The organism is Longivirga aurantiaca (assembly GCF_042660085.1).
GTDB classification, from domain to species: Bacteria; Actinomycetota; Actinomycetes; order S36-B12; family CAIYMF01; genus Longivirga; species Longivirga aurantiaca.
This window is the reverse complement of sequence record NZ_JBHSTI010000055.1, coordinates 1-3,749: the sequence shown is the minus strand read 5'-3', so window position 1 is coordinate 3,749 and position 3,749 is coordinate 1. Positions and strand designations below refer to the sequence as shown.

Below are 3,749 nucleotides of genomic sequence, written 5' to 3'. Positions count from 1 at the left end.
GTGTGGTCGCGCGGTACGCCGACCCGATGCTCGTGCCCGCGGTCGTCACGCTGAACATGCTGGGCCTCGCGATGATCCATCGCCTCGACCTCGCCGACGAGCAGCGCGCGATCCGCAACGGCAGCGAGATCCCGAGCCCCGACGTCTACAGCCAGCTCACCTGGACGGCGCTCGGCATCGTGCTGTTCGTCGTGGTGCTGCTGGTCGTGCGCGACCACCGCAAGCTGCAGCGCTACACGTACACCGCGATGTTCGCCGGTCTCGTGCTCCTGCTGCTGCCGCTGGCGCCGTTCGTCGGGGCGACCATCAACGGCGCCACGCTGTGGGTCCGCCTCGGCAACCTGTCGTTCCAGCCGGGCGAGCTCGCCAAGATCATGCTGACGATCTTCTTCGCCGGCTACCTCACCGTCACGCGCGACTCGCTCGCGCTCGTGCGCACCAAGGTGCTGGGCATCGAGTTCCCCCGCGGTCGCGACCTGGGGCCGCTGGTCGTCGCCTGGCTGGTGTCGCTCGCGGTGCTCGTCTTCGAGCGTGACCTCGGCACGTCGCTGGTGTTCTTCGGCCTCTTCGTCACGATGCTCTACATCGCGACGCAGCGGCGCAGCTGGCTCGTGCTGGGCTTCGTCCTCTTCGCGACGGGAGCGGCGTTCGCCTACCTCGCCTTCGGCCACGTGCGCCAGCGCGTCAACGTGTGGCTCGACCCGTTCGGCGACGAGGGCGACACCAGCTATCAGATCGCGCAGTCGCTCTACGGCTTCGCGAGCGGCGGCATGTTCGGCTCGGGGCTCGGCCAGGGCTTCCCGCAGCTCGTCCCCTACGCCAAGAGCGACTTCATCATCGCCGCGTTCGGCGAGGAGATCGGGCTCATCGGCGTGGCCGCCATGCTCGTGCTCTACGCGATCATCGTGCAGCGCGGCATGCGCAGCGCGATCGCCTGCCGCGACATCTTCGGCACGCTCCTCGCCTCGGGCCTCTCGATCGTGCTCGCCCTGCAGGTGTTCGTCGTCATCGGCGGCGTCACGCGCCTCATCCCGCTCACCGGTCTCACCACCCCGTTCCTCTCGCAGGGCGGCTCGTCTCTCGTCGCCAACTGGATCGCGATCGCCCTGCTCATGCGGATCAGCGACGCCGCGCGGCACCCGGACACCGACACCGGCGCACCTGCCCTCGCGGACGCCCCGACCCAGGCGGTGCGGCTGTGATCCGCTCCGTGCGCCGGCTCGCGGCGGTGCTCGCCGTCCTGCTGATCGCGCTGCTCGCCAACCTGACCTACCTGCAGTACATGGCCTCGGCCGAGATCAGGGCCCGAGCGGGCAACAGCCGCACGCTGCTCGAGGAGTACTCCCGCGAGCGCGGCCCGATCCTGCTCGGCTCCACGGCGATCGCGTCGTCGATCCCCACGGACGACCAGCTGAAGTTCCTGCGGCAGTACGCCCGAGGCCCGCTCTACGCGCCCGCCACCGGCTTCTACTCCCTGGTCTACGGCGCCACCGGCATCGAGCGCACCGAGAACTCCGTGCTCTCCGGATCGGACGACCGGTTCTTCGTCGACCGCGTGCAGCAGCTGTTCGCCGGGCGCGGGGTGAAGGGCGGGGCCGTCCGGCTCACGCTCGACCCGCGCGCGCAGAGGGCGGCGTACGACGGCCTCGCCGGCCGCACGGGTGCCGTGGTGGCGATCGACCCGCGCACCGGCGCGATCCTCGCCCTCGCGTCGTCGCCGTCGTTCGACCCCAACCTGCTCTCGAGCCACGACCCGGCGAGCATCCGCAAGGCCTACGAGAAGTACGACTCCGACCCGGCCAAGCCGATGCTCAACCGGCCGCTCGTGATGACGCTGCCCCCGGGCTCGACGTTCAAGCTCGTGACCGCCGCAGCGGCGCTGGAGAGCGGGCAGTACGAGCCCGACTCGGAGGTGCCGGGCCCGGCGTCGCTCGACCTGCCCGACACGACCAAGGACCTCAACAACTGGTCGGGCACCGCGTGCGGCCCCGACGGCGTCACCACGCTGGCGAACGCGCTCGCGATCTCGTGCAACACGGCGTTCGCCTCCATCGGTCTCGAGCTCGGCGACGACGCCCTCCGCGCGCAAGCCGAGAAGTTCGGCTTCAACACCGGCTTCGAGGTGCCGTTGCGTGCGGCGACGAGCCGGTTCCCGCGCGACCCTGACGCTCCGCAGACGGCGATGAGCGCCATCGGCCAGTTCGACGTCTCGGCCACCGCCCTGCAGATGGCGATGGTCGGTGCCGGTATCGCCAACAACGGCCAGGTGATGAGCCCGTACATGGTGAGCGAGATCCTGAGCCCCGAGCTCGAGACGCTCGAGACGGCCGAGCCGGTGGAGTTCTCGCAGGCGATGTCGCCCGCGAACGCCGCGCAGCTGCTCGCGATGATGGTCGGCGTCGTCGAGCAGGGCACCGGATCGAACGCGCGCATCCCCGGCGTCGCCGTCGGCGGCAAGACGGGCACCGCGCAGACCGGCAACGACCAGAAGGCGCACGCGTGGTTCGTCGGCGTCGCGCCGGCCGTGCCGGGTGGCACGCAGGTCGCCGTCGCCGTGGTGCTGCAGAACGGCGGCGGTGCGGCGGAGATCAGCGGCAACGCGCTCGCCGCGCCGATCGCGAAGGCCGTCATGGAGGCGGTGCTCCAGTGAGCCGCGCGAGCACGGACACGCTGCGGAACGCGCGTGCGCCGTACGGGGTCCCTGCACAGGGCGACAAGCCACAGCCGGGGACGGCGTACGCCGCCCACCCGGTGCTGTCAGACTCGGCACGGCGGTCCCCAGCCCGCCACAGCCAGAAGGAGGAACGGTGAGCGAGGACGTGCGCCGGCTCGGCGATCGCTACGAGATCGGCGAGGTGATCGGTCGCGGAGGCATGGCCGAGGTCCACGAGGGCCGCGACCTCCGTCTCGGGCGCCGGGTGGCTATCAAGATCCTGCGCCCGGACCTCGCGCGCGACCCCAGCTTCCAGGCCCGCTTCCGCCGCGAGGCGCAGAGCGCGGCGTCGCTCAACCACCCCAACGTGGTCGCGGTCTACGACACCGGCGAGGACGTCCTCGCCGACACCCCCGACTCCACCGGCGCCGTCGTCCCGTTCATCGTCATGGAGTACGTCGACGGCATGACGCTGCGCCAGCTCATGAGCAGCGGCCGCCGCCTGCTGCCCGAGCGCGCCCTCGAGATCACCGGCGGCACGCTCGCCGCCCTCGACTACAGCCACCGCCACGGCATCGTGCACCGCGACATCAAGCCCGCCAACGTGATGCTCACGCGCGGCGGCGAGGTCAAGGTCATGGACTTCGGCATCGCGCGCGCGCTCGCCGACTCCGGCCAGACGATGACGCAGCAGTCCGCCGTGCTCGGCACCGCGCACTACCTCTCGCCCGAGCAGGCGCGCGGCGAGGTCGTCGACAGCCGCAGCGACCTCTACTCCACCGGCTGCCTGCTCTACGAGCTGCTCACCGGCCGCCCGCCGTTCACGGGCGAGTCGCCCGTCTCGATCGCGTACCAGCACGTGAGCGAGGCGCCGGTGCCGCCGTCGCAGTTCGACCCGTCGGTCACGCCGCAGGTCGACACCATCGTGCTGCGGGCCCTGGCCAAGAACCCCGAGGACCGCTACCAGAGCGCGGCCGAGATGCGTGCGGACGTCGAGCGCGCGATCGCCGGCCTGCCCGTGACCGCGCCGGTCCCCGTGGTCTCGCAGGAGACCGCCGTGATGGCGCCGGTGGGCGCCGCCGCGGCGTACGCGGAG

The 3,749-nt window shown here is 71.5% G+C and carries 3 protein-coding genes; all 3 read left to right on the top strand.

All coding sequences use genetic code 11. The annotated features are described in order from the left end of the window. On the top strand, nucleotides 1–1,202 hold a 1,202-nt coding region (locus ACFQGU_RS17315; RefSeq protein ID WP_386768949.1), incomplete at its 5' end, for an FtsW/RodA/SpoVE family cell cycle protein. Next, nucleotides 1,199–2,650 (top strand): peptidoglycan D,D-transpeptidase FtsI family protein, encoded by a 1,452-nt coding sequence (locus ACFQGU_RS17310; protein ID WP_386768948.1) that lies wholly within the window; start codon nucleotides 1,199–1,201, stop codon nucleotides 2,648–2,650. The genes ACFQGU_RS17315 and ACFQGU_RS17310, both read left to right, overlap by 4 nt. A 157-nt stretch (nucleotides 2,651–2,807) precedes the next feature. Beyond that, a partial coding sequence (pknB, locus tag ACFQGU_RS17305) for a Stk1 family PASTA domain-containing Ser/Thr kinase (RefSeq protein WP_386768947.1) occupies nucleotides 2,808–3,749 on the top strand: 942 nt, incomplete at its 3' end.